19 protein-coding genes, 4 tRNA genes and 1 other annotated feature are annotated in these 25,863 nt (G+C 49.8%); of the genes, 3 read left to right on the top strand and 20 right to left on the bottom strand.

Annotation, left to right across the window (positions count from 1 at the left end):
- Positions 1-194: 194 nt before the first annotated feature.
- The 17 genes from T504_RS0109675 to map form a co-directional block, all read right to left on the bottom strand.
- Positions 195-1,031 carry an Mrp/NBP35 family ATP-binding protein gene (locus T504_RS0109675; RefSeq protein WP_033170883.1) on the bottom strand — a complete coding sequence of 279 codons (837 nt, stop codon included), beginning with the start codon at positions 1,029-1,031 and terminating at the stop codon, positions 195-197.
- Between the two features lie 82 nt (positions 1,032-1,113).
- On the bottom strand, positions 1,114-5,112 hold the full coding sequence (gene rpoC, locus T504_RS0109680) for a DNA-directed RNA polymerase subunit beta' (protein ID WP_033170884.1): 3,999 nt from the start codon (positions 5,110-5,112) through the stop codon (positions 1,114-1,116).
- An 18-nt stretch (positions 5,113-5,130) separates the two neighbouring features.
- Positions 5,131-8,859, bottom strand: coding sequence for a DNA-directed RNA polymerase subunit beta (rpoB, locus tag T504_RS0109685; RefSeq protein ID WP_033170885.1), 3,729 nt, complete (start codon positions 8,857-8,859; stop codon positions 5,131-5,133).
- A gap of 285 nt (positions 8,860-9,144) precedes the next feature.
- The gene (rplL, locus tag T504_RS0109690) at positions 9,145-9,513 is read right to left on the bottom strand and encodes a 50S ribosomal protein L7/L12 (protein WP_033170886.1); all 369 of its coding nucleotides are present in this window, start codon (positions 9,511-9,513) and stop codon (positions 9,145-9,147) included.
- A 63-nt stretch (positions 9,514-9,576) separates the two neighbouring features.
- Positions 9,577-10,116 (bottom strand): 50S ribosomal protein L10, encoded by a 540-nt coding sequence (gene rplJ / locus T504_RS0109695; protein ID WP_033170887.1) that lies wholly within the window; start codon positions 10,114-10,116, stop codon positions 9,577-9,579.
- 34 nt (positions 10,117-10,150) lie between these two features.
- Positions 10,151-10,289: a sequence feature (ribosomal protein L10 leader region), on the bottom strand.
- A gap of 35 nt (positions 10,290-10,324) precedes the next feature.
- Positions 10,325-11,005: a 50S ribosomal protein L1 gene (gene rplA / locus T504_RS0109700; protein ID WP_033170888.1), complete on the bottom strand. Its 681-nt coding sequence runs from the start codon at positions 11,003-11,005 to the stop codon at positions 10,325-10,327.
- A gap of 68 nt (positions 11,006-11,073) precedes the next feature.
- Entirely contained in the window at positions 11,074-11,499 is a 426-nt protein-coding gene (rplK, locus tag T504_RS0109705; RefSeq protein WP_033170889.1) for a 50S ribosomal protein L11, read from the bottom strand.
- 40 nt (positions 11,500-11,539) lie between these two features.
- Positions 11,540-12,091 carry a transcription termination/antitermination protein NusG gene (nusG, locus tag T504_RS0109710; RefSeq protein WP_033170890.1) on the bottom strand — a complete coding sequence of 184 codons (552 nt, stop codon included), beginning with the start codon at positions 12,089-12,091 and terminating at the stop codon, positions 11,540-11,542.
- A 16-nt stretch (positions 12,092-12,107) separates the two neighbouring features.
- Positions 12,108-12,281: a preprotein translocase subunit SecE gene (secE, locus tag T504_RS0109715; RefSeq protein WP_033170891.1), complete on the bottom strand. Its 174-nt coding sequence runs from the start codon at positions 12,279-12,281 to the stop codon at positions 12,108-12,110.
- A 36-nt stretch (positions 12,282-12,317) separates the two neighbouring features.
- Positions 12,318-12,467, bottom strand: coding sequence for a 50S ribosomal protein L33 (gene rpmG, locus T504_RS0109720; protein ID WP_033170892.1), 150 nt, complete (start codon positions 12,465-12,467; stop codon positions 12,318-12,320).
- 168 nt (positions 12,468-12,635) lie between these two features.
- Positions 12,636-12,712, bottom strand: a tRNA-Met gene (locus T504_RS0109725).
- An 8-nt stretch (positions 12,713-12,720) separates the two neighbouring features.
- Positions 12,721-12,796, bottom strand: a tRNA-Thr gene (locus tag T504_RS0109730).
- A gap of 12 nt (positions 12,797-12,808) precedes the next feature.
- Positions 12,809-12,884 (bottom strand) — tRNA-Met (locus T504_RS0109735).
- A 38-nt stretch (positions 12,885-12,922) separates the two neighbouring features.
- Positions 12,923-12,998: transfer RNA gene (locus tag T504_RS0109740), tRNA-Met, on the bottom strand.
- A 159-nt stretch (positions 12,999-13,157) separates the two neighbouring features.
- Positions 13,158-14,447 (bottom strand): diphosphate--fructose-6-phosphate 1-phosphotransferase, encoded by a 1,290-nt coding sequence (pfp, locus tag T504_RS0109745; protein WP_033170893.1) that lies wholly within the window; start codon positions 14,445-14,447, stop codon positions 13,158-13,160.
- 145 nt (positions 14,448-14,592) lie between these two features.
- Positions 14,593-15,912, bottom strand: coding sequence for a DEAD/DEAH box helicase (locus T504_RS0109750; protein WP_033170894.1), 1,320 nt, complete (start codon positions 15,910-15,912; stop codon positions 14,593-14,595).
- Entirely contained in the window at positions 15,912-16,784 is an 873-nt protein-coding gene (map, locus tag T504_RS0109755) for a type I methionyl aminopeptidase (RefSeq protein WP_033170895.1), read from the bottom strand. Before map ends, T504_RS0109750 begins: the two co-directional genes overlap by 1 nt.
- 245 nt (positions 16,785-17,029) lie before the next feature.
- On the opposite strand from map, the gene T504_RS0109760 reads away from it, so the two are divergent.
- Positions 17,030-17,701, top strand: a complete 672-nt coding sequence (locus tag T504_RS0109760) for a C40 family peptidase (RefSeq protein WP_033170896.1) — start codon at positions 17,030-17,032, stop codon at positions 17,699-17,701.
- 111 nt (positions 17,702-17,812) lie between these two features.
- Complete coding sequence (locus T504_RS0109765) at positions 17,813-18,658, top strand: polysaccharide deacetylase family protein (protein ID WP_033170897.1); 846 nt, start codon at positions 17,813-17,815, stop codon at positions 18,656-18,658.
- Positions 18,659-19,351: 693 nt separating this feature from the next.
- Here T504_RS0109765 and clpB read toward each other — a convergent pair.
- Entirely contained in the window at positions 19,352-21,928 is a 2,577-nt protein-coding gene (gene clpB, locus T504_RS0109770) for an ATP-dependent chaperone ClpB (RefSeq protein ID WP_033170898.1), read from the bottom strand.
- A 221-nt stretch (positions 21,929-22,149) separates the two neighbouring features.
- Here clpB and T504_RS0109775 point away from each other — a divergent pair, with 221 nt between their 5' ends.
- Positions 22,150-23,229 carry a haloacid dehalogenase-like hydrolase gene (locus tag T504_RS0109775; RefSeq protein ID WP_033170899.1) on the top strand — a complete coding sequence of 360 codons (1,080 nt, stop codon included), beginning with the start codon at positions 22,150-22,152 and terminating at the stop codon, positions 23,227-23,229.
- A gap of 88 nt (positions 23,230-23,317) precedes the next feature.
- Here T504_RS0109775 and T504_RS0109780 read toward each other — a convergent pair whose 3' ends face one another.
- Complete coding sequence (locus T504_RS0109780) at positions 23,318-24,013, bottom strand: thiamine phosphate synthase (RefSeq protein ID WP_033170900.1); 696 nt, start codon at positions 24,011-24,013, stop codon at positions 23,318-23,320.
- A 71-nt stretch (positions 24,014-24,084) separates the two neighbouring features.
- On the bottom strand, positions 24,085-25,776 hold the full coding sequence (locus T504_RS0109785; protein WP_051635318.1) for a DUF4127 family protein: 1,692 nt from the start codon (positions 25,774-25,776) through the stop codon (positions 24,085-24,087).
- Positions 25,777-25,863 lie beyond the last annotated feature (87 nt).

The raw sequence follows: 25,863 nt of genomic DNA on the forward strand, positions 1-25,863 counted from the left end.
CGTTTTGCAACTTTTTCGATGCTTAATTTAAGATAAAAATTTCGTTTAGGAAAACATCTCCCGTGGAGTGTTGGCACTGCCCCTAGCGGCGGCGAGGAGCTGCTTCGAATAAGGCTCCGCTAACCTGCAAACTGTAAATGACAAAAGCCCCGTTGACTTCTACATGAGTCAACGGGGCTTTTCTCCTAAGCGTTTTATTTATCAAGTTCCAAAATTTTAGCAGCGGCCTCGCTGAGATAATTTCCCTCCACCGTTTCAATTTGACCGGCATCACACTGTGCCGCCAATTCTGGTTTGATGGGAATGCGTCCCAGCACATCCAGACCATACTGTGACGCTACTTCCTCTACATGGCTTTTGCCATAGATTTCGTGACGCTTGCCACAATCCGGACATTCAAAATAGCTCATATTCTCCACCAATCCAAGAATAGGAACCTTCATAGCTTCTGCCATCTTCACCGCTTTTTCCACAATCATGGACACGAGTTCCTGCGGACTCGTGACGATGACAATACCATCCAAGCGGATAGTCTGCATGACGGTCAACGGTACATCACCAGTTCCCGGCGGCATATCCACGAACATATAGTCAACATCCTGCCAGATAAAGTCGTGCCAAAATTGCTTAACGACACCACTGATTACCGGCCCACGCCAAACGACTGGGTCCGTGCTGTTTTCCAACAGCAGATTCATGCTGACGATATCAATGCCGCCAGCAGTGGTTACGGGATATGCACCAGCAGACGTTCCACGCACTTCACCAGTCGTGCCGAACATCTTCGGGATTGACGGCCCCGTGATATCGGCATCCATGATACCAACGTGCTTGCCCTTACGAGACATCGCTACCGACAATAACCCCGTTACTAGCGACTTACCCACACCGCCTTTACCGCTGACTACGGCAATGACATGGCGGATATCGCTGAGTTCATTGGGTTCCTCATGCATATCCCTTACCTTACGGGTATCTGACCCACAGGTCGTACCACAGGAACTGCAATCGTGATTACATGCATCAGACATTGAACATACCTCCCAAAATATAATAAAAAGGAGGGAACTTTCCTGCTGGATTGTTCCCTCCTTTTATTCATGCTGTATAAAATTATGCTTCTACCGTATCGGTTTCGGCGCTTTCTTCAGCAACTTCTTCCACCGGTTTCGGGTCGTTATCGACAATCTTGAGGTTGCGATAACGGCTCATGCCCGTACCAGCCGGAATGAGTTTACCGATGATAACGTTCTCCTTAAGGCCAATCAGCGGATCGACTTTGCCCTTGATAGCAGCATCCGTCAGGACACGGGTCGTCTCCTGGAACGATGCAGCGGACATGAAGGAATCCGTAGCGAGCGATGCCTTCGTGATACCAAGGAGGATCGGTTTAGCTACAGCCGGCTCGCCGCCTTCCTCGATAGCCTTCGTATTGGCACCCTCGAAGGAGTTGATATCGATGTACTCGCCTGGCAGGAAGTCCGTGCTGCCGGACTCCTCGATCTTCACTTTGTGAAGCATCTGGCGGACCATTACCTCGATATGCTTATCGTTGATCTCAACACCCTGAGATTTGTATACTTTCTGTACCTCGTATACGAGATAACGCTGCGTAGCCTGCAGACCGCAAACGCGCAGGATATCGTGCGGGTTGATGGAACCTTCCGTGAGCTTGTCGCCCGGCTTCAAGTGCATTCCCTGCTTAGCTGCCATACGAGCACCATACGGGATAGCATATTCGCGAGCTTCGCCTTCGTCCGGAACAATCGTAACCTTGCGCATACCCTTACCGGAATCCTCAACCTCAGCACGGCCTTCGATCTCGGCAATGATAGCATGATGTTTCGGCTTACGTGCCTCGAAGAGCTCCTCGACACGCGGAAGACCCTGGGTAATATCGTCACCTGCGACACCACCGGAGTGGAACGTACGCATGGTGAGCTGCGTACCCGGCTCACCGATAGACTGTGCGGCGATGATACCGACTGCCTCACCGATTTCAACCTCAGCCTGGTTGGCAAGGTCACGGCCATAGCACTTGATGCAGACGCCGAACTGCGACTTACAGGTCAGGACGCTGCGGATCGATACATGATCACGGACTTTCTCGATGCGTTTAGCGAGGTCCTCATCAACCGTATCGTTGATGGAAGCGATGCGCTCGCCCGTCTGCGGGTCATCGATGTTCTCAGCAAGAACACGGCCGACAATACGCTCAGCCAACGACTCGATAATGCCGTCGCCTTCTTTGATGGCCTCGACTTCGATACCGCGGACGTTATTGTTGCGAACACGAAGTTCCTTAGCGCTGCTGTCGAGAATCGACTGAATCTTAGCTTCGTCAAGATGCTCGCCAGCTGCCAGGATAACATTGCCATCCTCATCGACAACATCACGCGTAACTTCCTTGCCATTCATCTCATGCAGCATGGAATCCTTGATCTTCGCACGAGCAGCTGCATCCGGTTCGCCGAGGGAAATTGCCTCGGTAATCATCGCATTGCTGATAGCTGCCTCGGAAGCCAGCGAAGAACCGCGTACCATGATTTCGGATACGCTCTTCTCGCCGATGATCTGAAGTTCTTCCTCGCCGAGAATGGTGTCCTTCGTAAAGAGGACTTCTTTGGTCTCCGGATCGAGGACATCGGCACCGAGCAGACGGCCCATAAGGCTGTCGTTGAGAATCTCGAGAGCATCGAGCGTGGATTCTGCCAGACGTGCACGAGCCTGAACCATGTTGAGCGTCGAGATATCACAGTCCTCTTCACGGACAATGACATCCTGAGCGACGTCAACGAGACGACGCGTAAGATAACCCGAGTCAGCCGTACGCAGAGCCGTATCGGCAAGACCTTTACGAGCACCATGCGACGAAATGAAGTAATCGGATACCGACAGACCTTCACGGAAGTTCGCCGTGATTGGCAGGTCGATGATCTTACCAGACGGGTCAGCCATCAGACCGCGCATACCAGCCAGCTGACGCATCTGCTGTTTGTTACCACGGGCACCGGAGTCAGCCATCATGAAGATTGGGTTGAAGGTGTCCATGTTGTCCATCATCGCATCAGCGACGTCATCCGTAGCCACCGACCAGAGGTCAACGACCTTATGATAACGCTCTTCTTCCGTGATAAGACCACGGTCGAACTGACGCTCAACTTTATTGACGATTTTCTGCGTATCGGCAATGATGGTCTTTTTCTTCGGCGGTACGATAACGTCGGAGATAGCAACCGTCATGCCGGCAATGCAGGCATAATGATAACCGAGGTTCTTGACGTTATCAATGACCTCTGCGGTCTTCGTAGCGCCAAAGTGGTTATAGCAGTTCGCAACCAGTTTACCGAGTTCCTTCTTGTTCATAAGGATACCCAGGCATTCCTGATCGGAATCTTTTTCTTTGTAGTAGTAACGAAGCTCCGGCGGCAGGATTTCACTGAAAATCATGCGGCCCAGCGACGTCTTGACAAGACCATGGCCCTCAATGCGGCAGGTAATCTGTGCCTGCAAGTCGAGATCATGCTGCTGGTATGCGAGGAGTGCCTCGGCAATACCCGTAACAGCCATTCCCTCGCCCTTTGCACCAGGACGAACAATGGTCAAATAGTAGGCACCCAGAACCATGTCCTGCGTCGGAACGATGATTGGTTTACCATCTTTCGGAGCCAGGATGTGGTTGGCAGCCAGCATCAGGATACGAGCCTCTGTCTGGGCCTCAGCCGACAAGGGCAGATGGATAGCCATCTGGTCACCATCGAAGTCGGCGTTGTAAGCCGTACAAGCCAGCGGATGGAGCTTCAGGGCACGGCCCTCAGTGAGAACCGGCTCGAAAGCCTGGATACCGAGACGATGCAGCGTCGGGGCACGGTTCAAAAGAACCGGATGCTCTTTGATGACATCCTCGAGCACATCCCAAACTTCCGGACGGGCACGCTCAACCATACGCTTAGCCGATTTGATGTTATGCGCAGCACCCGAAGCTACGAGTTTCTTCATAACGAACGGCTTGAAGAGCTCGAGCGCCATTTCCTTCGGCAGACCGCACTGGTGAAGCTTGAGCTCCGGACCAACGACGATAACCGAACGGCCCGAGTAGTCAACGCGTTTACCCAGGAGGTTCTGACGGAAACGGCCCTGTTTACCTTTCAGCATGTCCGAAAGGGACTTGAGTGGGCGGTTGCCCGGGCCCGTAACCGGACGGCCACGGCGACCGTTATCAATCAGGGCGTCAACAGCCTCCTGCAGCATGCGTTTCTCGTTGCGGACGATGATGTCCGGAGCCCCGAGATCCAGCAGACGTTTCAGGCGGTTGTTACGGTTGATGACACGACGATAGAGGTCATTGAGGTCAGACGTTGCAAAACGGCCGCCATCGAGCTGTACCATCGGACGAAGTTCCGGCGGAATGACCGGAACAACGTCGAGAATCATCCAGGACGGTTTGTTGCCAGACTTGCGGAAAGCCTCGACAACTTCCAGACGACGGATGGCACGAATCTTCTTCTGACCAGACGTCGTGCGAACGTCCTTGCGCAGCGATTCGCTCATTGCCTCAAGGTCAAGCTCATCGAGGAGCTCCTTGATAGCCTCAGCACCCATGCCGACGCGGAACGTATTGCCGTACTTCTCAAGAGCATCATGATACTCTTTTTCAGAGAGCAGGCTCTTCTTCGCCAAATCCGTGTTTTCACCCGGATCCAGAACGATATAGTAAGCGAAGTACAGGACTTTCTCGAGAGCTCGTGGCGAGATATCGAGAATAAGGCCCATACGGCTTGGGATACCTTTAAAGTACCAGATATGGGATACCGGAGCAGCAAGCTCGATATGGCCCATACGCTCGCGGCGCACCTTGGCACGCGTAACTTCAACGCCGCAGCGATCGCAGACAATGCCCTTATAGCGGATACGCTTATACTTACCGCAATGGCATTCCCAGTCACGGGTCGGTCCAAAGATACGCTCGCAGAACAAACCGTCGCGCTCTGGTTTCAGCGTGCGATAGTTGATGGTCTCCGGCTTCTTAACCTCACCGTACGACCACTCGCGGATTTTCTCCGGAGAGGCCAGACCGATGCGCATCGAATCAAAATTATTTACATCCAGCAAAGAGATGACACTCCCTTCTTATTCCTCACCATCATCAGCATTGTCTACGGCCGGGTCTTCAATCGAACCCATGCTGCCGATGTCGGCAATGATGTCGTCCGGCTTTTCATCATCAGACGGAGCACCTTCATCGTAGGAGTCTGCTCCAGCCGTCTGCGACGCAGCGGCGCCTTCTTTATTCGGATCAACACCAGCGACGTCAAGATCGAGATCTTTTGCCGTCTTGTTGATATCTTCATCATCATCCTCGTCCAAAAGCGAGATTTCCTTGGCATCCTCATTGAGCACCTTGATATCGAGACCGATAGACTGGAGCTCTTTGATAAGAACTTTGAAGGACTCCGGCACACCCGGTTCCGGAATGTTCTCGCCCTTGACGATGGCTTCATAAGCTTTAACACGTCCGACAACATCATCGGATTTAACTGTCAGGATTTCCTGCAGCGTGTAGGCAGCACCGTATGCCTCGAGGGCCCAAACCTCCATCTCACCGAAACGCTGGCCACCGAACTGGGCTTTACCACCGAGCGGCTGCTGCGTAACGAGGGAGTACGGTCCCGTGGAACGCGCATGAATCTTATCGGCAACGAGATGATGCAGCTTGAGGAAGTACGTGCAGCCAACCGTTACGCGGTTCTCGAACGGTTCACCCGTACGGCCATCGTAGAGGACCGTCTTGCCGTCAGCCGGCAGACCAGCCGCTTTAACCGTGCCCCAAACATCATCGTCTTTCGCACCGTCGAAGACCGGCGTTGCGATATGGATACCAGCGACATCCGGTTTCGGCATGCCATACTTATCAAAGTCATAGCCAGCATCACGCAGACGCTGCTCAACCGTCGGATCGCCGTCCTTGATCTGCTGACCGAGGACTTTGACAGCCATACCGAGATGAACCTCGAGCACCTGACCGATGTTCATTCGCGACGGAACGCCCAACGGGTTCAGCACGAGATCGACCGGCGTGCCATCCGGCAGGAACGGCATGTCTTCCTGACGCATGATGCGGGAAACGACACCCTTGTTACCGTGACGACCTGCCATCTTATCGCCGATGGAAATCTTACGTTTCTGAGCGATGTAGACGCGAACCAGACGGTTGACGCCTGGCGGCAGCTCATCGTTGTTCTCGCGGCTGAAGATCTTGACATCGACAATCTTACCCTGTTCGCCATGAGGTACACGCAAGGAAGTGTCGCGAACTTCACGAGCCTTCTCACCGAAGATAGCGCGCAGCAGGCGCTCCTCTGCCGTAAGCTCCGTCTCGCCTTTCGGCGTGACCTTACCGACGAGGATATCGCCAGGACGTACGTCAGCACCGATGGAAATGATACCCTCTTCGTCGAGGTCTTTGAGAGCCTCTTCTGCAACGTTCGGGATATCGCGGGTGATTTCCTCAGGACCAAGCTTCGTGTCGCGGGCATCGCACTCGTACTCCTCGATATGAATCGACGTGTAGAGGTCGCGTTTTACGAGGTTCTCCGACAGGAGGACAGCATCCTCGTAGTTGTAGCCTTCCCAAGGCATGTAGGCAACGATGATGTTGTAACCAAGAGCCAGCTCGCCATGGTCCGTAGCCGGGCCATCAGCAATCGGCTGCTTCTCGACAACCTTGTCGCCTTTATATACGATAGGAACCTGATTGATGCAGGTACCCTGGTTGGAACGCAGGAATTTCTGCAGTTTATAATGATCGAGCTCACCATCTTCACGGCGGACATCGATGTAGTCAGCCGTTACATGCTCAACCGTACCAGCATGTTTGGCAAGGATCATGACGCCGGAGTCGCAGGCAGCTTTGTACTCCATGCCAGTACCGACCAGCGGTGCCTGGGTGCGGAGCAGAGGAACTGCCTGACGCTGCATGTTCGCACCCATGAGGGCACGGTTCGCATCGTCGTTCTCGAGGAACGGGATCATTGCCGTTGCAATCGAGAAGACCTGACGCGGGCTAACGTCCATGTAGTCAACCGTGTCGCGGTTATGCAGACCGGTTTCTTCGTTATAACGAGCCGTTACACGCTCATTGATGAACCACTCATTTTCATCGAGCGGCTCATTGGCCTGTGCGATTACGAGCTCATCCTCTTCATCAGCCGTCAGATAACGGACTTCATCCGTTACCTTATGCGTTACCTTGTCGACACGGCGATACGGCGTCTCCATGAAGCCGAACTGGTTGACACGGGCATAGGTAGCCAGCGAACCGATAAGACCGATATTCGGTCCCTCAGGAGACTCTACCGGACACATGCGGCCATAATGGGAGTTGTGTACGTCGCGGACTTCGAAGCCTGCGCGCTCACGGGACAGACCACCCGGTCCAAGTGCCGACAGACGGCGCTTATGCGTCAACTCGGACAGCGGGTTATGCTGGTCCATGAACTGAGACAGCTGGGAGGAACCAAAGAACTCTTTGATTGCTGCCACAACCGGACGGATATTGATAAGTGCCTGCGGCGTGATGACATCAACATCCTGAATCGTCATACGCTCACGAACGACACGCTCCATACGGGAAAGACCGATACGGAACTGATTCTGCAACAATTCGCCTACTGCACGAACGCGGCGGTTGCCCAGATGGTCGATATCATCCGTGCTGCCAAAACCATCCATGAGATTCAACAGATAGTTGATCGACGCAATAATATCGTTTTTCGTGATAGTACGCTCATGAATGTCAAGCGTCGGGCTGCACAGCATTTTCACCTTGCCGCCATCTTTATTCAGCGCATAAAGCGTTACCAGCTTGCCCTCGCCGAAGAGCTGCTTTTCGCGCTCAACGTCTACAGCATCCAGCATGCTTTCCGTAACGACTTCGCCCTGCGGGATGACGATTTCACCGGTCTCAGTATCTACAATCGGCTCAGCTAACACTTTGCCGAGGATACGGCGTTTCCAGCCCAATTTCTTCGTCAGCTTATAACGGCCAACGGTAGCCAGATCATAGCGTTTCGGGTCAAAGAACAGCGAATTGAGAAGCTGCGTTGCATTATCCTCATTTGCTGGTTCACCCGGACGGAGGCGTTTATAAATCTCAATGACAGCCTTGCCCTGAGATTTCACTTCCTCACCATCGCGTTCAAGAGTATTCATGATACGCGGGTCTTCCCCAAAGAGGTCGATAATTTCTTCATCGGTAGCAAAGCCAAGGGCGCGGATGAAATACGTCACCGGCATCTTACGCGTGCGGTCAATACGTACCGATACCACATCATTCGTATCCGTCTCGAGCTCAATCCAAGCGCCACGGTTCGGGATTACCGTCGAATTATAGAGATGTTTACCGGTCGGGTCAATTTCTTCTCCATAATAAGCGCCAGGAGAACGGACCAACTGGCTGACGATAACGCGCTCAGCACCATTGATGATGAACGTACCCGTATCCGTCATGAGCGGGAAATCGCCCATGAATACTTCCTGTTCTTTAATTTCACCGGTCTCACGGTTAATGAGACGGACATTGACCCGGATAGGAGCCGCATAGGTTACATCGCGCTCTTTGCACTCGTCAAGGCCGTATTTCGGCTCGCCAAGCGAAAAGCTCTCAAAGGACAATACGAGATTCTCAGAAAAGTCCTTGATTGGCGAAATGTCGTTGAAAATTTCCTGCAAACCCTCATCGAGGAACCACTTGTAGCTGTTCCGCTGAATATCCAGCAGATGCGGCATCTCCATGACTTCCTTGATTCTGGCATAGCTATACCTGGTTCTTTTGCCCACCGGCACAGGATTAAATAACAAATCCTTCACCCCTTAGCCTGATTTTTACTAGAATGATCTTTGAAATGCAGGGATTATAACCACACAAACAACAGCGGAATACAGGAACCAGAAAAAAAACAAGGTATGAGACATTTTACACCTTGCTTCCAGTTCCTTTCCGCTTGCGCATAGTTATCCCTATTCATTTTCCTGTAGTTCCCTAGTTTAGCACTGTTTCCTCATTCTGTCAAGCATTCCTGCTTGGCAATATAAAAAAAGAACCACTCCCGAAGGAGTGATTCTTGGAAACGTTCTGGACTGAAATTACTTCAGTTCAACCGTAGCGCCAGCCTCTTCAAGAGCAGCCTTGAGGGACTCAGCCTCAGCCTTAGCAACGTTCTCTTTAACAGCAGCCGGAGCGCCATCAACGAGAGCCTTAGCCTCTTTCAGGCCGAGACCCGTAGCTTCACGGACAGCTTTGATAACATTGATTTTCTTGTCGCCAGCGGATGCGAGCATAACCGTGAACTCGGATTTCTCTTCGCCAGCAGCAGCGCCTGCAGCACCTGCAGCAGCAACTGCAACCGGAGCAGCAGCGCTAACGCCGAATTTCTCTTCCATAGCTTTTACGAGCTCAGACAGCTCGAGGACAGTCATGTTCTCAATGGCTTCCATGATTTCTTCTTTAGTCATTTGAATATACCTCCAAAAATCTTTTCTTTTAATTAATTTCTTAAATTATATGAGGGAACGCGATTAAGCGGATTCCTTCTGAGCGCGAACAGCGTCAAGCACATAAACAGCATTGCGGATAACACCCTGCAGAACGTTGACCGTATTGGAAATCGGAGCGTTCATGCTGCCCAGCATCTTGGCGATGAGTTCCTCGCGAGACGGCAGCGAAGCCAGAGCCTTGACCTCATTAGCGTCAATGACCTTGCCCTCAACCGTACCAACTTTAACCGTCAGTACCTCGTTCTCGTCGAGTTTGTTCTTTTTGATGAAGCCGCAGATGACTTTTGCCGGAGCAATAGCATCCTCCATAGAGAATGCAAAAGCCGTCGTGCCTTCGAGATGCTCCTCAAAGCCCTCGATACCTGCTTCTTTAGCAGCCAGACGGAGCATCGTGTTCTTGACAACATGATACGTTACGCCAGCAGCGCGGAGCTCGCGGCGGAGTTCCGTGTCCTGAGCAACCGTCAGACCTTTGTAGCCCGTGAGGACTACGCCTTTAGCATTCGTCAGCTGATCTTTGAGTTCAGCGACGATTGCCTGTTTTTTCGTTAAATCTGCCATTCTAGAATACACCTCCTGTCTTCAATAAATTTTAAAGCCTGCAAAAAAACCTCCGGCTGCACCAGCCGGAGGTTGAATAGTCAAATTCAGTGTGCTCCGGCCTCGGCAGGCGACGAATCGTCGTTAGATGATAAAATCAAACCTGCTGTCTACAGCCATCGTTATACAGTTGTTGAGACCGGAGCCTCGTGAACCTAATCAGCTCAGATTAGAGCTGAACCGGGATACCAGGGCCCATCGTTGCGCTGACCGTAATGGAGCGCATGTACTGGCCTTTAGCAGCAGCCGGTTTTACACGGTTCAGTGTATCAATCAGGGCCTGGAAGTTCTGCTGAAGCTTCTCAGCGTCGAAGGATGCCTTACCGATCGGGCAATGTACATTACCAGCTTTGTCGGTACGGTACTCGACTTTACCTGCTTTAATCTCGGAAATAGCCTTCGTGAGATCCATCGTAACCGTGCCCAGTTTCGGGTTCGGCATGAGGCCGCGAGGACCAAGGACCTTACCAAGACGACCGACAGTGCCCATCATGTCCGGAGTAGCGACAGCGACATCGAAGTCGAGCCAGCCGCCCTGGATTTTCTGGACGATTTCATCGGAACCAACGAAGTCAGCACCTGCTGCTTCTGCTTCCTTAACTTTCTCGCCTTTTGCGAAGACGAGTACGCGCTTGGATTTACCCGTGCCATGCGGCAGGACCATAGCGCCGCGGACCTGCTGATCAGCGTATTTCGGATCAACGCCGAGACGTACATGCAGCTCGATAGTCTCATCGAACTTAGCCGTAGCCGTCTTCTTAACGAGATCCATAGCCTCAGCAGCCGTGTAGACCTTGCCAGCTTCTACGAGCTTGCAAGCGTCCTGATATTTCTTACCAGCTTTAGCCATTGTAAGTAATCTCCTCTCGTGGTAATAACGGTAATTTGCCTCCCACGGGATGAAATCATCGACAACAATTAGTCAACGATTTCAATACCCATGCTGCGTGCCGTACCCTCGATCATGCGGGTAGCAGCCTCGATGTCAGCAGCGTTGAGGTCAGCCATCTTGCTCTCAGCAATCTTCATTGCCTCTGCACGCGGCAGTTTAGCAACTTTGTTCTTGTTCGGCTCACCAGAAGCTTTGTCGATCTTAGCAGCCTTCTTCAGAAGAACAGCAGCCGGCGGAGTCTTGGTGATGAACGTGAAGGATCTATCCTCAAAAACCGTGATGACAACAGGGATGACAAGACCAGCCTGTGCCTTGGTTCTCTCGTTGAATTCCTTACAGAAGCCCATGATGTTGACACCAGCCTGACCAAGAGCCGGACCTACCGGAGGAGCCGGATTAGCTTTACCAGCAACAACCTGGAGCTTGACAATCTTAGAAACTTTCTTTGCCATTGTATTTACACCTCCCAAAAATGGATTTTAGTGGCTTCAATTAGAGCGTTTCGACCTGATTGAAGCCAAGGTCAATCGGGGTTTCTTCTACAAGAACCTTCAGTCGGCCTTTTTCCTGATCAATCTCAGAAACTGTGCCGGTGTAGTTCTCAAAAACACCCGAGTTGATGCGAACCACATCCCCGACGGAAACGTCCAGTTCGGGTTTGAGCTCTTCCTCGCCCATGGATTTCAAGATACGTTTCGCTTCAGCATCAGTAAGCGGAATCGGGTGTTTCTCGGAACCGACAAAACCCGTTACACCGGTGGTGTTGCGCACAACGTACCAGGAATGCTCATCAACAATCATGTCAACCAGCACATAGCCTGGGAAGACTTTTCTCGGAACGACTTTTTTCTTGCCGTCTTTGATTTCGACCTCATCCTCTACCGGAACGACGACATTAAAAATCATGTCGCTCATGTTGGCCGTGTGAATCAGGCGCTCGAGATTTGCTTTAACCTTATTCTCGTAACCTGAATAGGTATGAATTACATACCATGCTCTGCCAGGATTATCCTGACGGAGATCCATCTCGTCCTTGTCTGCCATGCTTATCTCACCCTGCTTACCTTAAAATGATGTGGAACAATCTTGCAAAGACCGTATCGCAGAACCAAATCAGGGCGCAGACAATCGCAACAGCGATGCCGACAACTATCGTATAGTTGAAAAGCTCCTTCTTTGTTGCCCAGGATACTTTTTTCATCTCGGCGATTACTTCGTCTATGAATTTCTTCACAGTTACTTCACATCTCCGTTCAACCCGCTAAAGCGATTATTTCGTCTCTTTGTGCAGCGTGTGCTTCTTGCAGAACTTGCAGTACTTATTGAACTCCAGACGATCCGGGTTGTTCTTCTTGTTCTTGTTGGTACGGTAGTTGCGGCTTTTGCACTCCGTGCACTCCAACGTGATATTGTTGCGCATCTCTTATTACACCCCTTACGCTCAGAAACTATGACTCTTTCACAATGTCACTAATACAATTTATCACACTTGCTAAAGGCTGTCAATAAAAAAACCTTGACAAGGCGAAATTATTTTTCGACATTATACATAAATAAAACCCCTTCTACAGGGGTTCATTTGTAAATTTGGTGGCGGCGAAGAGATTTGAACTCCTGACACTGCGGGTATGAACCGCATGCTCTAGCCAACTGAGCTACGCCGCCAGAATATATGGAGCTGATAACCAGGATTGAACTGGTGACCTTATCCTTACCAAGGATACGCTCTACCGACTGAGCTATATCAGCGATTCCAGCATTTGGTTGCGGGAACAGGACTTGAACCTGTGACCTTCGGGTTATGAGCCCGACGAGCTACCGACTGCTCCATCCCGCGATAATAAAAATTATCTTCGAATGTTGGGTATTATCATTTGGTTGCGGGGACAGGACTTGAACCTGTGACCTTCGGGTTATGAGCCCGACGAGCTACCGACTGCTCCACCCCGCGATATTTCTGCATCCGTGATGCTTTGCTTTCGCATCACCGGCTGACAAGAAATTATTATAGAGCATAGCACGGAATCCGTCAACCCCTTTTTTGAAAAAAAATAAAAAAATTAGCAGAAGATTTCTCTCCTGCTAATTTTCCGTCGCTTCAAGCGCTGACTTATTTCTTTTTCTTAGTTGCACTAGCTGCTTTCTCTTCTTTATCATCAAAGAGATACAAATAACGTTCTTTGAACTTTTTCGGCTCCATACGGTAGGCATTGGCCAGGCCTGGATCCTCGAGATCTTCTCTCTCCAAACGCATCATGAGCCCGCGGGCAATCCGATACTGAATGGAATCGATATTGACCTTGCGAACCATTGTTTTACCCGTTGCCGGATCTTTAATATCTTCAAAACGCATGGGAACCGCCTTGTTATCCTGAATCGTAATCAAAGCACCACTATCGCCAGCCATGAGGAATTTGACGGCCGAATAACCCAGGGAGCGCGCATAATCGATATCATAAGCAATTGGCGCCGTGCAACGGAGCTCATACCCAATTTCCTTATCAATAACCGAAATCTTGATTCCAAGTTTTTTTACTTCTGCCAATACAGCCTGCTTGAGAATCTCACCGAAGTCAAGCTCACTATAGCGGATATGTCCATGTTCATCTTTGACTACCGTACCCAGTTTTTCAAAATCTTCCGGCGCGATTTTCTCGATGACACCCTCAGCAATAACCGCTACACCATAATTCTTGCCAGTCAAATAACGTTTAACTACTGACCCCGTGATGATATCAACGATCTGCTGCAGCGGAATCTTTTCTTCAGGGAACTCCTCAGGAATTACCGTAAGAGCTGCTCCCGCACTTCGTCCCATACCCAGAGCCAGATGACCTGCGGTCCGCCCCATCGCAATGGTGAAATACCAACGATTGTTAGTCGTGCGGGCATCTTCCATGAGGTTTTCAATCTCAGTCGTAGCAAAAGCACGTGCCGTTTCAAAGCCAAAAGTCGGAACACCTTCCGGAAGCGGCAAATCGTTATCAATTGTCTTTGGGACATGAACGACATTGATGGTGCGCCCCATCTTGCGCGCATATTCTGAAACCGCTGCCGAGCTGTAGGCCGTGTCATCGCCACCAATCGTCACGAGATGCGTAACGCCGAGCTCTGTGAGCGTCTCGACAACCGTACGCAGATCCGACTCTTTTTTCGTCGGATTAAAACGTGACATCTTGAGGATGCAGCCACCAGTCAGGTGAATCCGACTGATATTCTTGGGTTCCAGACGAACATAATTCTTTTCTCCACGACCGATGCGGGAAAAACCGTCGTAAATCCCTAAGACATCCCAGCCATGACGAGTTGCCTCATTGACTACACCTGAGATAACGCTGTTGATGCCTGGCGCCGGTCCACCGCCGCAAACAATGGCAATAACATTTTTGATACCAATCATGGAATCTCCCCCTTTTATTTGGTTACAGTGAAAGTTTTCGACCTTTTTTCAGGATTTCCTGCCTGTTTTGATGGATTTTTTGAAAATTTACGACAACTATCCAACAAAAAAACTTCCCGATAGAACCTATCAGGAAGTTTTTTTATTAGTGCCGCCCCATCTTGGAACGATTGCCAAAGTTTGTTTTTGTTTTCTTTGGCGCAGCCGCACGGCGGCTTCGCCCGTTGCGCCCCTTATGCGATGCGCCCTTGCGATTGGCGTACTTGGAAAGAGGCTTCGTCTTTTTTTTCTTCTCTTCGCGTTTTTTGCGAATTTCCTGCAAGATTTGCGCCTGCTTCTCCTGGCGTTTATGATGGCGCTCCGAATGCTCCTTACGAATACGATTCTTGATACCTGTCTCAATACGACGCAATAAATCGTATTGCCGTGCATTGACAAAAGTCACCGCTTTTCCCTGCTGACCTGCACGACCAGTACGTCCGATGCGGTGAATATAGCTTTCTGCATCATGCGGAATATCGTAGTTGAAGACATGGGTCACACCTTCAATATCAAGGCCACGAGCTGCAATATCCGTAGCACAAAGTATCTGAAGCTCCGCTTTACGGAAACGCTTGAGTACCAGGGCACGCTGCACCTGTGACAAATCACCATGAAGCTCATCCACCAGGTAGCCACGAGCCGCTAATGCCATCGTAACCATGTGCGCACGTTGTTTGGTATGACAAAATACCATAGCCAAATACGGATTATCTCCATTAATACATTCACACAGACGGTCGATTTTCTGTTCTTCCGTTGTATCAATGATAACCTGCTCAATGGCATCCAGTGTCACATGCTCACTTTTTATTTTGATATTTTCAGGAGCCCGCATATAACGAGCTGCCAATGCCTTGATGCGGTCCGGCATCGTAGCGGAAAACAGCGTCAGCTGACGATCATTAGCAGAAGCCTTCAATAATACTTCTACATCCTCAATAAAACCCAGCCGCATCATTTCATCTGCTTCATCCAGAACCACCTTATTGACTTTTGACAAATCAATGGTACCGCGGCGCAGATGGTCGAGCAGACGTCCCGGTGTCCCGATGATGAGCTGCGGATGCCGACGAAGTTTCTGTTTCTGGCGTTCAATATCCTGCCCACCGTAAATAACCAATGAACTAACGCCAGCAGCCTCACCTACCACAGCTGCCACTTTGGCGATCTGGATCGCGAGTTCACGAGTTGGTGTTACCACTAGGGCTTGAGCCACGTCAGCCTGGGGCTTGATTTTTTCCAGGATAGGCAGCAAAAATGCTAGCGTCTTGCCGGTACCAGTCTGGGCCTGAGCAATGACATCCTTACCCGCACGAACTAGTGGAATCGCTGTCTCCTGAACAGGAGTCGCCTCTTTGATTCCCTTGTTGCGCAGCACCTTGCATACGTTATCGCTGATTCCTAATTCTTTAAATGCGGTCATTACGACGACAATACCTCCGTACCTGTTTCCGTGATGAGAATCGTCTTCTCCCACTGAGCTGACAGTTTTTTATCCTTCGTGCGCACCGTCCAATTATCACTGCTGTCCACGGTGACCTGCTTCTTGCCAACATTAATCATCGGCTCAACGGTCAGCACCATGCCCGGCACTAACAACATGCCAGTATTCGCTTCACCCTCATGGGCTACAAACGGCTCCATGTGAAAATCCTTGCCAACACCATGTCCTCCCAAATCCGTTACCACGGAGTAACCATTTAGATGTGCATAATCCCCGCAAGCGGCACTGATATCTCCTACAAAATGCCAAGGCTTGGCCGCAGCAATACCGCGTTCCATACATTCTTTTGTAATACGCACCAATTTCTCTGCCTCCGGCGAGACATTTCCTACCATAAACATACGGGATGCATCGGCATAGTAGCCATCCAACGTCGTCGTTATATCAATATTGAGGATGTCGCCCTCCTTCAAAATCGTCTTCGTCGACGGGATGCCATGACAAACTACTTCATTGATGGAAATGCAGCAGCTCTTCGGAAAGCCTTCATAATTAAGGCAGGACGGATAACCACCGCGCTCTACAATGTAATCATGGACCGCTTTATCAATAGAAGCCGTGTCCACGCCCGCTTTTACCAAAGACCCTGCCAAATCCAATGCACCATCATTGATCACCCCCGCTTTGCGGATACCTTCGATATCATGGGCATTGTTGATAATTTTCTTCGGCGGAGGGCACTGCCCCAAAAATACGTTGAATTTCATCTCATCCAAACGCTCATCAAAATCGGCATGACACTTCTTATATTTTTTGCCACTGCCACACCAGCACAAATCATTTCTCTGCATAAATTGCAATATCTCCTTTATATATGGAATCAACTTCCGTGGTTCCTAATCAAATACAGCACATTTTATTATAGCGCGATTGTTACATATTGGCTATAGGTAAAAATGGAACAATCGCGTTTCGTCAGAACAGCTCCAGCAGTTCTTATGACCCAGTTGACCTCTCAGGTACTAACATGATATAATATCAAAAGTTTAAATTGAAAATTAGAGATTGATATGTACTATTTTGAGGAGGTCTTCTATTGCGTAGAAAAATTGGTGCTATGCTTTTAGCCGCCGCATTCTGTTTTTCGTTTCCTTCGGTCAGCGATGCAGCGGCGTTCCGTCTCGGTGACACTGGACAGGAAGTAACAGAAATCCAGCAGGCTTTGGCCAGCTCCGGTTACGATGTAAGTGTTGACGGCGACTTTGGTCCAGCTACCCAGGAAGCGGTCCGTCAGTTCCAAAAGGATAATCATCTTGATGTCGATGGACTTGTCGGCGCGCAATCCTATGAGATGCTGCTTCACCGTCCGATGCCAAACATAAAACCAGAATCCTACATCAGCAGTGGCAATAACGTCATCGATACTGCCCAGCAGTTCCTCGGCGTTCCGTATGTGTGGGGCGGTTCCTCTCCGAGTGGCTTTGATTGTTCTGGTTTCGTACAATATGTCTTCGCCCGCTGTGGCATCGACTTGCCGCGAACGGCAGATGTCCAGGCAACGGCTGGTATACCAGTTAGCAAAGCGGAGCTTCAGCCCGGCGACTTGGTATTCTTCGCTGGTGATTATGTGAACATTTCTCACGTAGGTATTTACGTGGGCAACGGCAAGATGATTCATGCCTCCACTACTTACGGCATTGCTTACGATGATTTATCCCGTGATTATCGGGTAGCCCATTACGCTGGTGCCTGCCGCGTACTTCAGTAAAACAACACCATAAAACTCCCTGTCTTCGGACGGGGAGTTTTTCATTTGACATGTCTACTTGATTGTATTATATTAGACAGGATTGAATACTAAAAAAGGATGTGTCTACTCATGACAACCTGGATAAAGCGCCTGAGTATCTTTGCGCTTACACTTTTGTTAATCGGCTTTGCTGTTTGTGCCTATCTGATGCACACAGCCGCCCAATCTGTCCCTGTGCTCAATTACCATCAAATCAACGATCGCGATGAAAACGCCTTGACCGTCCACACGGACCAGTTTGAGGCCCAAATGAAATATCTGGCCGACAATGGTTTTCACACCATTACGCCAGCTGAGATGTTCGACGCTTGGGAAAACGGTACCGAACTGCCCGATAAACCGGTCGTTCTCACTTTCGACGATGGATATGTGGATAACTACCGCAACGCTTACCCTATTCTTGAAAAGTACAATTTAAAAGGTACGATTTTCTTAATTTCTGATTATGTGAGCACTTATCCCAATTACTTGACCTGGGCTCAGGTCGAGGAAATGCAGGAAAGCGGCCGCATCGATTTTGAGAGCCATACCCTTTCCCATATGGAGCTGGATTCTACCAGCCCCGAGGAAACCTGGAAGCAGCTTGACGGTTCAAAAAAAGCCTTAGAATGGCACTTGCAAAAAGAAGTAAATTTCATTGCTTATCCCTGCGGTTCCTATGATGATGAACTCATCAAAATGACCAAGGATGCTGGATATCGCGCTGCTTTTACCGTCAATTACGGCGTCAGCAGCCAGAACGAAAATCCATTTGTCTTGGACCGCATACCAATCTTCGGCTGCACGGATCACACCCAACTGCGTTTCAAATTGCGCTTGGAATATTCTCCGATTTTCGCACCGTTAGCCAAAATCCACAAAAACCTATTGACGAACGGCCACACATTCCTGGCCAAATTTATTCCGACCCCATAAGCTTTTGATCCGCTAAAAGGGTCTGTGAAAAATCCCTTTATATTGACACAAAATATAGAAGCCTCCATAAGATTGATGAATCTACCTTATGGAGGCTTCTATTAATTTATCCACGCACTTTTTACCAATTACAGTTTGCAAGGGAGTAGTACCGAGTTCGTGTTCGAGGTAAGTCGCCGGCGGCGGGGGCCCCAGTACCAACGCTCCACCGGTGACAACCCGCTACAAGAAATTTTTGCCTTTTAATTAAGAGTTGGAAAACAGTTAAACGCGCTTCGCTTGGACGAAACTGCTTTTCCAACGAGAACGCAGGCAAAAATTTCTTGCTTCACGCGGAACGTCAAGGCTACGCTTATGGTACTGGGACCCCCGCCGCCTCGGTTAGAGTCGGCACGAATTGCTGCGCCCTCGGATGGGGTAGCCCTGCGAAACTCGCCACAGACTCAGCCGCCGCTAGGGGCAGTGCCATAAACGAAGCGTTTGATGTTTTCCGTGAAGAACGAAATTTTTATCCTCACCGTTCGTCGAAAAATTGCTACCGTTCAAGCGAAGCGCGTTTTGCAACTTTTTCGATGCTTAATTAAAGATAAAAATTTCGTTTAGGAAAACATCTCCCGTGGAGTGTTGGCACTACCCCTAGCGGCGGCGAAGAGTTGCTTCGAATGAGGCTCCGCTAACCTGCAAACTGTAATTTCACATCTCCTTCTCAAAGGTAAAGCTGCCATGGGAAAAGCCAATATTGACCGTATCGCCTTCCTGCACTTCCCCCTTGATGATTTCCTTGGACAGTGCTGTTTCCACCGTATGAACCAACAACCGGCGCAGCGGTCTTGCCCCAAAATTTGGATCGAAACCTTGCTCAGCCAAAGCGTTAAGTGCCTCCTCATTCCATCCCAGGGTAATCTTGACCTGTTTCTGAAGACGCTCACCCAATTTCTGCAGAAGAATTGCCGCAATGTTCTTGACCTGCTGTTTTGCCAGTGCCTTGAACACGATAATGTCATCCACACGATTCAGGAACTCTGGCCGGAAATATTCTTTCAGGATATCGCCCACAGCTTCCTTCGCCGCTTCATAATCCTTGTTCAGGATTTCCTGTGAACCAAGATTGCTCGTCATAATGATAACGGTGTTCTTGAAGTTAACCACGCGCCCCTTGCCATCCGTCAAACGGCCATCATCGAGAATCTGCAGCAGCACATTGAACACATCGCGATGTGCCTTTTCAATCTCATCCAGCAGGATGACGCTATAGGGACGACGGCGTACGGCCTCGGTAAGCTGGCCCCCCTCATCGTAGCCCACATATCCCGGGGGAGCACCAATCAAGCGAGATACGCTGTGTTTTTCCATATATTCACTCATATCGATGCGAATCATACTGCGCTCATCGTCAAACAGCGACTCAGCCAGCGTCTTGGCGAGCTCGGTCTTGCCGACACCAGTCGGTCCCAGGAAAATAAATGAACCAATCGGACGATTGGGGTCCTTGATGCCCGCACGCGCTCGTAGAATAGCCTCACTGACGGCCTTTACCGCCTCATCCTGGCCAACCACCCGCGTATGCAGACCTTCTTCAAGATGAATCAATTTTTCGCGCTCACCCGTCATCATCTTGGCGACAGGAATCCCTGTCCACCGGCTGACGACCTTGGCAATATCTTCCTCACCGACTTCCTCCTTGAGCAGCTGCTCATCCTTGGACTTAGCTGCGATGATATTCTCCTCATCAACCAGTTTTTTCTGCAGTTCTGGCAGTTTGCCATATTTGAGCTCTGACAGGCGGTTAAGGTCATACGATCGTTCCGCTGCTTCCATCTGACTATTTACTTCATCGATTTCCTTTTTGATTGCGCGAACTCGCAAGATGGCCTGCTTTTCTCCCTCCCATTTAGACTTTAAGGTCTCCTCCTGCTGCATGAGTTCTGCTTTTTCAGCCGCCATGCTGTCGAGCTTCTCTTTCGAAGCCGCATCGTTCTCTTTCTTTAGCGCCTGCTCTTCAATCTCCAACTGCATAATTTTACGACGGATTTCATCCAGTGGGGCCGGCATCGACTCAATCTCCGTGCGAAGTTTTGCAGCAGCCTCATCGACCAAATCAATAGCCTTATCCGGCAGGAAACGATCCGAAATATAGCGATCCGAAAGAACTGCCGCCGAAACCAACGCAGCATCACGAATCCTTACCCCATGATGAACCTCATAGCGTTCCTTGAGGCCACGCAAAATGGAAATCGTATCTTCCACCGTTGGTTCTCCCACCATTACAGGCTGGAAGCGGCGTTCCAACGCCGAATCCTTTTCAATATATTTGCGGTACTCATTGAGCGTCGTCGCGCCAATACAGCGAAGCTCCCCACGAGCCATCATCGGCTTCAAGAGGTTTCCGGCATCCATAGCGCCTTCACCAGCACCTGCCCCCACCACAGTGTGGACCTCATCGATGAAAAGTAAAATCTGTCCATCCGATTTGACGATTTCTCCCAGAACTGCCTTCAAGCGTTCCTCAAATTCGCCACGGAATTTTGCACCAGCAATGAGCGCTCCCATATCGAGGGAATACAGGGTCTTATTCTTCAAAGATTCCGGCACATCACCAGCTACGATGCGGCGTGCCAACCCCTCGACAATTGCCGTTTTGCCGACGCCCGGTTCACCAATCAACACGGGATTGTTCTTGGTACGGCGGGACAAGATTTCTATGGTCCGGCGAATCTCCTCATCACGGCCAATAACCGGATCGAGTTTTCCATGACGTGCTGCCTCGGTAAGGTCGCGCCCATATTTCTCCAAAGATTTGTACCCTTCCTCCGGATTTTCATTGGTGACATTCTGTTTGCGGTTCTTCTTAATAGAACTTTGGATGCCGCTCTTCGTTAATTTGAATTCCTTGCAAACCTCCTGAACGGCATCACTGCCATCCGTCACAATGGCCAGCAGCAAATGTTCTGTAGAAACATAGTCATCCTTCATAGCCCCCGCCAAAGCTTCTGCCCGTCCCAGGACACGGACCATATCCATGCCCATTCCTAAGCGATCCGAACCTTTAACGCTTGGTATCTTATTCAATATTTGTTCCAGTGATGCCTTGAGCATCGGCAAATCCGTTTGGCAATCCTCAAAAATCGTTGCGAGTAAACCTTCCGGTTCCTTGGCTAATGCCAGCAATACATGTGCCGAAGTAATTTCCTGCTGATAGCGCATCGCTGCCAGCTGTTGCGCCGACTGCAAGGCCGCCATAGTTTTCGTCGTGTATTTTTCCTGACCCATATCTATACCCTCCGTTATCTTATCCGCATTCTAAACGGTTCCGTTTCTAATTCTTATTATACCGCAGAAGGTCAAAAAGTCAAATATTATTTTGACTTTTTGACCTTACGACTATTAATTCAAATTTAACGATATTTAGCTTTTTTTGAGGATGCACAACTCAATACAAAACTGATATAATCAATAACGTAATAAGACACATTCACGAGGGGGATATCAACATGAATAAGAAAAAAATATTAGCCTGCGCCTTAGCCGCTTCCATCGCCTGGGGATTTTCGATGGACACACAAGCAGCCACCCGCAGTGAGCTAGCTGCTATCCAAGTGAGTTCCGGCAAAGACTTCCACTACTGGACCGCTAATGCACCAGCTAAAGAACAGCTAATTTCCTATGTAAAAGATGTCACAAACAAAAAGAGCAAAAACTTCATTCCCGTAGAAGACCGCATCGCTGTTTTTGATTGTGACGGAACACTGCTCTGCGAGACAGCACCTTTCTATTTTGACTGGATGCTCTACATCCATCGCCTGCAGAACGATCCCACTTATACGCCGACAGCTGAGGAAAAAGCCCGCGCTGCCGAGTTTAAAAAAGCCATCGATGCCCATAAAGTAACCGATGAAATGGACGAATTCAAGAACCAGACTTTCCCCAGTGTATTCGCCGGCATGACTCCGGAAGAATACAAAGCCTATGTCACCGATTACATGAATAAAACTTATGTCGAGGGCCTTTCCAATTTGAAGACAGGCGAATCCTTCTACCTGCCCATGGTGGAAGTGGTCTCCTATCTCAATAAAAACAACTTTACCGTCTATATCGTTTCTGGCTGCGAACGTGAGACGGTCCGTGCCCTTGTCAAGGATGTTATGGATATCGCACCAAATCACATCATCGGCACGGATCATTCCTTCCGCGCGATGAAGCAGGGCAAAGATGTCCGTGCAGACTTCCATGACTTCAAAAAAGACGATAAACTCGTCCGCGGCGATAAATTAGAAGATATCAACGTCAAAATGGAAAAGGTTGTCAAAATCGAACGTGAAATTGGCAAAAAACCAGTTCTTGCCTTCGGCAACAGCTCTGGCGATTCCAGCATGTTCGAGTACACGATTACCAACAACAAATACAAAGCAGCAGCCTTTACCTTACTCTGCGATGATACCACCCGTGAGTTCGGCAAACCATCAAAAGCCGAAAAAATGAAAAAGTCAGCCGAAGCAAACGGCTGGACCGCTATCTCCATGCGTGATGATTTCAAAACCATCTATGGCGATAACGTAAAGCGCACAAAATAACCCGCGTTCCCCAATACCCCTTTATTGATTATATAACCCTTAACAAAAGAAGTCTTGCCTTCGCTAGAATCGGCAAGACTTCTTTTGCTTACAGGCTTTTCCATAAAGCGGTCAATTCCCGGGCTGCCGCAGCAGGATTATCCGCCCCAGCCACCGCACTGATCACAAAGAATCCATCCACCCCAGCAGCCTTCAATGCCGGCAAATCAGCAGCCGTCACGCCACCACCAACTACCACCGGGACAGGACTTAACCGATGAAGCTCCGTCAATTCTGCTATAGTTCTCGTATGCCGGCTGCCGTCAAGAGCCACTCCGGCATCCGGCTTCGACGCGGTGGGATGCAACGGGCCAGCACCAAAATAATCAATATCCCGCGTGTCAAAATGGCGGACAAAGTCCAGAAGTTCATTGGTGCGCGCCGACAACCCCACCACTGCATCAGCCCCCAAAAATCTCCGGCAGACATCCGGCGGAACATCCTGTTGTCCCACATGAACGCCATCTACTTTGATTCCGCGGCTTCGAGCTGCCAAGGCCACATCCAAACGGTCATTGACCAGCAATGTTACCGAATCACTTTTCCCTACTGCAGCAATTGCCTCAGCCGCTTCACCACAAAGTTTTATGAGTTCACGGGCCGAAGCAATCTTCGAGCGAATCTGCACACAGGTAAAGCCTTGCTCCACCGCCAGACGGACAATATCCGCCACGGGGCGCCCCTTCGTATTTTCCGGTCCAACAATAAAATAAGAAGAAATATCCAACGAATTTTCTCGCTTCATCGGCTCCCAGCACTTCCTTTCCTCCCTATACAAAAAACCTGCTATCTTAATGATAGCAGGTTTTCCTTTCTTTATGAATGTTTAAAATCAAACATTCCATCATAACGAATCGATGCAATGAACATGCGATGCCATGGGAAGGTCACATGCAGGGAATCCACCTGCTTGAATTCTGGCAGATGGTCTCGGCAGAACTGACGCAATAGACGAGTCGAATCTGCCTCCATCTCTGGCTCATATTCCCCCAGATACAAATAAACCATGGGATTGCCCAAACGTTCAATCTTATGCGCCATCGCAGTCCGCACATTGGCCTGATAAGCCCAGTCATCCAAATACCGAGTCATCAAAAGTTCATTGGCCTTCTCCTGCGGAAGACGACTGGCCAATATTCCCTGACCTAAAGCAAACCCCAGACTGTTTGTTCCCGTATTCCAGCCAGAATAACTCTTCAATTTAAATAACAGCTTATTGGCCTTGAGATGATACATCAAAACATTATCCGATCCATTGGAAAAAGCGATATCCGCTATTCCCACGGAACAGCCATTGCGAATCAGCATGTCGACCTGATTCAAAAACGCATAGGTTCCCGGACGATTTTTCCAATTGTTGAGCGGTTCCGGCTCCCCATCACGAACGTGATTAGCCTCACCGGTTACCCCCTCCGGCGTCGTATTGACCAGCAGCGTGAAATCCGCTAATCCCGGTGCATTCACCAACTGTCCACCAGCAACCGCCAATTCCGTCCGAAGCGTAGCCTCAATGCGTTCATCGGAATACGTGGGAATCGTATCTCCCCCCTTGCCGATGTTATAGCGGATGGCCACCTTCGGCACTACCTGTTCCCACTGATTGACCGCTCTAGTCATCAGCAACATGGCAAATTCATCAATGCCCGCCACAATGTGGAAACGGCTGTCCGGAATATTTTTGGCATACTCCCGAAGCCAACGATCTTCGCGATGCGTCTGCGACAGGCTGGCATTATCGTCTTTACCTATCAGCAAATAATCGATTTTGCCAGCGCGAGCATCATCGATCAACATTTTGGTTGCTTCGAGATTGTGCTGACGGCGTCCGAGCCAATCCTTCAGAATTGGTGCTGGAATATCCTGCGTCAATTGGATAAGCTCCTGACGTTCTTCTTCCGACAAGCCCTCCATCTCAGCTTTATCCATCAATGCCGTATAGCGAAAAATCTTAGTCCCATACGTGAAATAATAATCCGGGTCCTCGCCCCCTGACGCGGCACCACTGCGTGGCGTACGCATCAGTGACGTAAAAGCGTAAATCTTCAACGAGGGATGAAGCTCACGAAGTTCATGGAGCCGATTTGCCCGTTCCTTTAGCTCAGTTCGGGGAATCTCATGAACACGTGAAGTCACCAAGCCGCCATAGACTAAGGAATCTGTTGCAATAACAGCCACTTCCGCCTCCTTGGCATTTTCCTTCGTCCACTTCCAAAGTTCTTCCGTATCCCCCTTGGTGGTAAGACCGCCAAGGAGCTTTTTATCCGGCATGATAACCTCATATCCCAACTCTTGAACGACAGCAGCGGTCTGCTCACAGGAAGTCGGACGATTGTCATGAGGAATAAATAAAATTTTGGCCTTATGGTCTGGCGGCCCCGGCGGCACCTGCTGTTCCACTTTCTTCTGCCGGTGTCCCCCGACGTTCCAACGGGCCTCACTAACCGTCATCGGCAGCAAGAAAAGTATCAGCAATCCCAAGATGCCAGCCTTGGCTAATGTCTTTCGCATGAAAAAATCCTTTCGTAAATCGATTCAAAAACCCTAATTTTAACGAGATACGAACACTATTATACCATACTCAAACAAAAGGAAAAG

This window comes from Selenomonas sp. ND2010, from assembly GCF_000702005.1.
GTDB lineage: Bacteria > Bacillota > Negativicutes > Selenomonadales > Selenomonadaceae > Selenomonas_A.

Bases quoted from the DNA above. Each gene is read 5' to 3' on its own strand.
- T504_RS0109785 (WP_051635318.1), bottom strand. From the start codon at position 25,776: ATGCGAAAGACATTAGCCAAGGCTGGCATCTTGGGATTGCTGATACTT.
- map (WP_033170895.1), bottom strand. From the start codon at position 16,784: ATGCAGAGAAATGATTTGTGCTGGTGTGGCAGTGGCAAAAAATATAAG.
- T504_RS0109780 (WP_033170900.1), bottom strand. From the start codon at position 24,013: ATGAAGCGAGAAAATTCGTTGGATATTTCTTCTTATTTTATTGTTGGA.
- T504_RS0109675 (WP_033170883.1), bottom strand. From the start codon at position 1,031: ATGTCTGATGCATGTAATCACGATTGCAGTTCCTGTGGTACGACCTGT.
- pfp (WP_033170893.1), bottom strand. From the start codon at position 14,447: ATGATTGGTATCAAAAATGTTATTGCCATTGTTTGCGGCGGTGGACCG.
- rpmG (WP_033170892.1), bottom strand. From the start codon at position 12,467: ATGCGCAACAATATCACGTTGGAGTGCACGGAGTGCAAAAGCCGCAAC.
- rplK (WP_033170889.1), bottom strand. From the start codon at position 11,499: ATGGCAAAGAAAGTTTCTAAGATTGTCAAGCTCCAGGTTGTTGCTGGT.
- clpB (WP_033170898.1), bottom strand. From the start codon at position 21,928: ATGGGTCAGGAAAAATACACGACGAAAACTATGGCGGCCTTGCAGTCG.
- T504_RS0109775 (WP_033170899.1), top strand. From the start codon at position 22,150: ATGAATAAGAAAAAAATATTAGCCTGCGCCTTAGCCGCTTCCATCGCC.
- rplA (WP_033170888.1), bottom strand. From the start codon at position 11,005: ATGGCTAAAGCTGGTAAGAAATATCAGGACGCTTGCAAGCTCGTAGAA.
- rplL (WP_033170886.1), bottom strand. From the start codon at position 9,513: ATGACTAAAGAAGAAATCATGGAAGCCATTGAGAACATGACTGTCCTC.
- T504_RS0109750 (WP_033170894.1), bottom strand. From the start codon at position 15,912: ATGACCGCATTTAAAGAATTAGGAATCAGCGATAACGTATGCAAGGTG.
- rplJ (WP_033170887.1), bottom strand. From the start codon at position 10,116: ATGGCAGATTTAACGAAAAAACAGGCAATCGTCGCTGAACTCAAAGAT.
- nusG (WP_033170890.1), bottom strand. From the start codon at position 12,091: ATGGCAGACAAGGACGAGATGGATCTCCGTCAGGATAATCCTGGCAGA.
- T504_RS0109765 (WP_033170897.1), top strand. From the start codon at position 17,813: ATGACAACCTGGATAAAGCGCCTGAGTATCTTTGCGCTTACACTTTTG.